Source organism: Afipia sp. DC4300-2b1, from assembly GCF_049895725.1.
GTDB classification, from domain to species: domain Bacteria; phylum Pseudomonadota; class Alphaproteobacteria; order Rhizobiales; family Xanthobacteraceae; genus Afipia; species Afipia broomeae.
Window position 1 is genome coordinate 1 of the sequence record NZ_JAFCSX010000014.1, and the last position, 5,108, is coordinate 5,108.

The window sequence follows — 5,108 nt, forward strand, 5'->3', positions numbered from 1 at the left end:
GACCTCGGCCTCGACCGCCTGGGCCAACAGAGCACGCGCCCCATTGCGCAAGATTTCGGTGAGTTGATCGTCGACGTTTCCTGGCTGAATCAGCTTGATGATGTTATCTTTGAACACGGAATATCGCTCCTTCGGTGGAGAAGTGGAGGCGTCAAGCACCCCCACGATATGCCGCCTTCCCGATTCCCGCCGTCACCAACTTTGGGCGATAGCTCCGTCGAGGCGGTTGGCAATGACTGATTTCAAACGGCGGATCGCGATCGGCTTGATCCTCCTACTCTATTGCTTCGTGCTCTATCTGGCGTTCGATTTCGCGTTTACGGCATTGACCATGGGCGATCCACGCCGATACCGAGTTTTCGATTATCGCTATCACCACAGCCTGATCGCCAATTTCGACGGATACGACTATTGGGGAAACAATCGCTATAGGCTGTTCACAAACAGCCTTGGCTTCAAGGACGCCGCGGTAAGAGAAATTGCCAAGGTTTCGCCGAACCGCCGCATCCTGCTGATCGGCGACTCTTTCACCGAGGGCATCGGCCTGCCATTTGAGCAAACATTCGCCGGAAAACTCTATAGTGCCGGCCAGAATCGTAAGGAAAAGATCGAATTTCTGAACGCTGGAGTCGCCTCATACTCGCCGTCTATCTATTACAAGAAAATTCAGGCGTTGCTTTCAGACGGATTTCACTTTGACGAAGTGGTCGTCTTTTCCGATCTTTCCGATGTTACTGACGAAGCATCAAGTTACTTCTGTATCGATGACGATGCCAAATACAGGGCTTTCTGCGATCCCACCGACGCGAAGCCTCCCGCGTCAAAGAAATCATTCGTCAGCAGCCATTTAAAAGTTACCGACGCCATAGGCGACTGGATCGAAAAGAAAGTCGATCCGCCGAAACCGCCCTTCCCTCTCGACCCTTTCCGGACCGAGTGGCTCTACCCAAATCCTTCTGTGGCAAGATACCAGCCTCTCGGAGTAGAAGGTGGCGTTGCGCGGTCCGTTCAGAACATGGCGGCATTGGCAGAACTTCTGAAGCAAAAGAAGATCCCTCTTACAATTGTCGTTTATCCGTGGCCAGCGCAGCTTGCGCGCGACGACCGCGACAACAGGCAGATCCAGATCTGGAGTAAATTCTGCCAAGACCACTGCAAGGAGTTCGCCAACCTGTTCCCGATATTTTTTGCCGAACGGGACAAGGCTCCAAACTGGTACGACCGACTCTTCGTACCGGGCGACTTCCACTATTCCGAGACCGGAAACGAAATCATATTCCGCGCCATGCAAGACCGATTACTCCGCAATGCAAAGACGAACTGACCCTCCATCTCGGACCGCGTTCGCAGCAATACTCCAAAAACAATTTGCGCATATCAGCCTCTAAATTTCGGGAATGCAAATATGGACGAGGCGAATGGTAAGCAGATCATAGCGAGATGGGCCGTCGCGCTATCGTTGATCGCTTTTCTTCCGATTTTCTTGTTTCAGTATCCTGGCCTTCAGGACTACCCCAATCACCTCGCCCGCGCTTACATCCTGCAAAATCTCGACGATCCGATATTCAAGCATTATTTCAGCGTCGATTATTCGCCCGTGCCCAATCTGGGCTGGGACCTGTTTGCGCTTTCAGCAGGACGCTTCATGCCGCTGGAGTATGCGGGCAAGATTTTCGTCGTCCTGAGCTGCGTAGTGACCGTCAGCGGATGCTTCGCACTCAACAAATCCATTGTCGGCCGATGGACTCTTGCCCCCCTACTGATTTTCCCCTTCGTTTTTAATACGGGCTTCAACAAGGGGTTTCTCAGCTTCAACTTCGGGATTGGAGTCGCATTGTGGGCGGCGGCGTGGTGGGCATCGCTTGACGAAAACCGCTGGCGGACGCGGCTGCTCGGCGCCACCCTCTTTTCGACAGGTCTCTATTTGATCCACTTTTATGCATGGGCCTGCTATGGCATTTTCGTTCTGGGCTGGTCATTCAGAAAAGAAAACCTCGGCACATGGAACCTCAGCTCGATCAAGAGACTGCTTGGGCGACTAACCCGCGACGGGCTACAGGCTCTTCCGCCCGCATTTCTCGCGCTCCTATGGCTCAACCATACGCGGTCTGAAAAAACTTCATCGGTCGAAACATTTCGCAGTTTCCAGCCGCCTTATTCAAGGATCAGCGATCTTGATCGCCTGATTGATCTCGGGACGCCGTTTATCAACGATGTCTTGCTGGTTCTGGCCTGCATCGCCTTCTTTCTAGCGATCTATCTCAGCCGGTTTCGCTACAAACCAGGCGCAACCGTCGCGATCCTTCTGTGCGTCCTGCTTTTCTTTGTGCTTCCATCCAAGATCGAAGAGACGAATTTCGTAACCTGGCGCATTATGCTGGCCGGCCTGTTCTTTCTTGTTGCCTCGCTTGATTCGCCAAAGGAACCGGCCATCACTCCATTCCCCTCCTTCGCCATCATGATTGCATTGATCACGGCGAGCATTAGTATTCTGCATGTTCAGCAATGGACTATCGCCCGAGACTCACAAACCACCCTATTCCGTCTTTTGGAAGCAGTACCCGAGGGTTCCTCGGTATTTTTTGTACGAGACGGGACAACGGATAAAGAACTCGGCACCCGCGCTGCCGGTCTGTATCACATCGGCGCTTTCGCGGTTTTGCAACGACACGCGATCGTGCAATCTCTATTCACTTTTGCCGGCCAACAGCCGCTGCGATACAAACGCCTTGAACTGCAGAACGCGCCGGAGCGATCCAATACGTTTCTCCCGAATCTCCCCCCGGCTTTCAGAGCGGCCGGATTGAATTTCCGCGATCACGTCGGAAAGTTCGACTACGTCATCGTTCACGACGACCGGTTTTTAGGCGCAAAGGACGACACAAGCGGCGAAACCATCGGGAAACTAAACACCGTTTCTGCGATCGGTCCATTCCGACTCTACAAAACGACAGATACGAACGCTGCATCAAAACTCTCGAACAAACCCTAGCGCGGCCCACTACTTTTCAGCGATGCGTTCGAAAATGAGAATTTTCTCATTTAGCGATTCGTGGACACGAACCGCAGGCCAGAAGCCGGATGAAGGGCCGGCCTCGTATCGAATTCTATATGGCAGTTTCTCGTCGCGCAGATCTCGAAAATATCTGCGGGCGGCAGCGTCCTTAAAATGATCCTTCTGTTCGACAGAAGAAATCCTGCCACTATCGGAAAACTCGTTTTCGCCCGTCAGATAGCGGATCGCCCAGAATTCGCTCAAGACAATAAACCGCGGCGCTCTGCTGACGGCAAACTCGAACGGATCTGCGCTTTCAATCACGCCTGGAAGACGGCTTCGGCCCCTGATCGGCGTCCGATCGACCCGCGTCACTCGCCCGACCTCCTGAAATCGAGGCAGATAGGCATTTGAGCCATAAGTTTCGATCGAATCATTGGGCAAGGCATGCAATTTCAACCAGCGTTCGGCAGCATATCTCGGATCATTCAGAAACGCCGCGTCGATGGCCATGCAGTAAAACAAAGCGAGACAGCCGATGACAAGCACACCGAAGCGAGCCAGAAAGGCAAGCGTCCGTTGTCCGGAAAATATCAATTCTTCGATCGCCAAACCAACATACACGGCCAGAAAAATGGACTGCGGCAGCAAGAAGCGATTCTCGGAACGCAAAACAACGAAGTTGAATGACAGCGTGAACGACAGCGCGACAAGAAATGGAACGAAACCAGCGACCCATAGGCCTCGATTGCTCAACGACCGGAAAATCCAAATACCGAAACCGATGACCGCAACGACAGCGGTTGCCTTCGGATAATATCGATCGATATTGTCCCAGCCATCTTTCACGAGTTGAAGATAGCCGTTCCAGTTTGCGGAGTAATACGCGTGAGATTGGCTTGCACTGCCGGTGAGAAAAGCCAGCCTTGCGCGAAACCCCGTCGGATTGGTGATCACTCCATCGACGAGCAGCAACAGAAACAGTCCGATTAAAGACCATGCAAGAAGCGCAGCAAAAACCTGTCGCATGTTCTTTTTTGGCCAAGCATCTATTGCAAACCAAAGAATGAGGCTTAGCGGCAGACTTAGCAGAAAAATCGCATAAGCCTGATCCTTGGTGGCGATGGCAGCGACGGCGCAAAGCGCCATCCAGCGAATCTGGCCTAGATCGTGTCGCGCGATTACTCGAATCCAGAACAAAATTGCCAGACTGGACCAGAATAAGTACGGGCCATCGAGGTTAGTGGTGTGTCCATAGTATGTGAGAGTGGCATTCATCGCACATACGCCGGCAATACATATTCCCGCACGCCTTCCGGCAAGTTCTTCGCCGATCTTTCCGACGTAATAGATAGTCCCAAGCGACATCACAGTGCTAACGAGACGAGCGACGAGCGCAAAGAACGTCATGTACGGAATTTTTATAAACTCCGCGACAATGTCCGCAGGCGCGATCGATGACGCATTGACGATCCCGGTAAGCCACCCCGGAAAGGTGAGAATTGTCAAAATCAGAAGGTGAAATGGCGGATAGGTGAAATAGTCACCGGGCAGGTATGTTTTGGAAACTCCGACAAGGAAATCGCGTGGCGCAATTCCATCGCTGTCCCAGCCGTCGGACGCAGGAAGCCCCCAGCCCAATCCAACCAGTCGCAATACGGCAGCGACGAAGAGAATCCAGAATATCGGAGCGCGTAGCCACGTTCGTATTCCCAAGCCACGCCGCAATGTCACCATCCACATCTTGAATTAGCGATCGGTCTGCCGGCCAATGATATGTTCTCTGTATATAATTCGGCTGTTCTTTTTCGGCAGTTTCGAACCCATCGCGCACTACTCGATCGGAAGTCGACCGCATTTAACCACGGATCATATCGACCGTGGTCCCTGCGTCCCCCAAGTCAACCTCCGCTGTCTGCAAACTTGACGGCCTGCCGTCCGGAGGATCGGATGGAGCCCTTCCCACCTGCTGCGTACCGAATGCCGGAAAGAAGGGCGCAACCACATACTGGCGGAAAAAATATCCCCACATGCTGCGATGAATAAGGCGAGGATCGATATAAGGCGCAAGCTTCTCGTGCACGGGTCGCAATTTGCTCCAGTGCGTGCCGGG

At 53.0% G+C, this 5,108-nt stretch carries 3 protein-coding genes and 1 pseudogene; 2 read left to right on the top strand and 2 right to left on the bottom strand.

Features of this window, described 5'->3' with window-relative positions; all coding sequences use genetic code 11:
* Positions 1-232: 232 nt before the first annotated feature.
* Together ACP7AL_RS25455 and ACP7AL_RS25460 are read left to right on the top strand one after the other, a co-directional pair.
* A complete protein-coding gene (locus ACP7AL_RS25455; protein WP_425995453.1) occupies positions 233-1,324 on the top strand; it encodes a hypothetical protein in 1,092 nt (363 codons plus the stop codon).
* A gap of 81 nt (positions 1,325-1,405) precedes the next feature.
* The gene (locus ACP7AL_RS25460) at positions 1,406-2,992 is read left to right on the top strand and encodes a hypothetical protein (protein WP_425995455.1); all 1,587 of its coding nucleotides are present in this window, start codon (positions 1,406-1,408) and stop codon (positions 2,990-2,992) included.
* A 9-nt stretch (positions 2,993-3,001) separates the two neighbouring features.
* Here the strand turns inward: ACP7AL_RS25460 and ACP7AL_RS25465 are convergent, their stop codons facing one another.
* Positions 3,002-4,732, bottom strand: a complete 1,731-nt coding sequence (locus ACP7AL_RS25465; protein WP_425995457.1) for an ArnT family glycosyltransferase — start codon at positions 4,730-4,732, stop codon at positions 3,002-3,004.
* A 121-nt stretch (positions 4,733-4,853) separates the two neighbouring features.
* Positions 4,854-5,108: pseudogene (locus ACP7AL_RS25470) on the bottom strand (fatty acid desaturase); the annotation flags it as partial.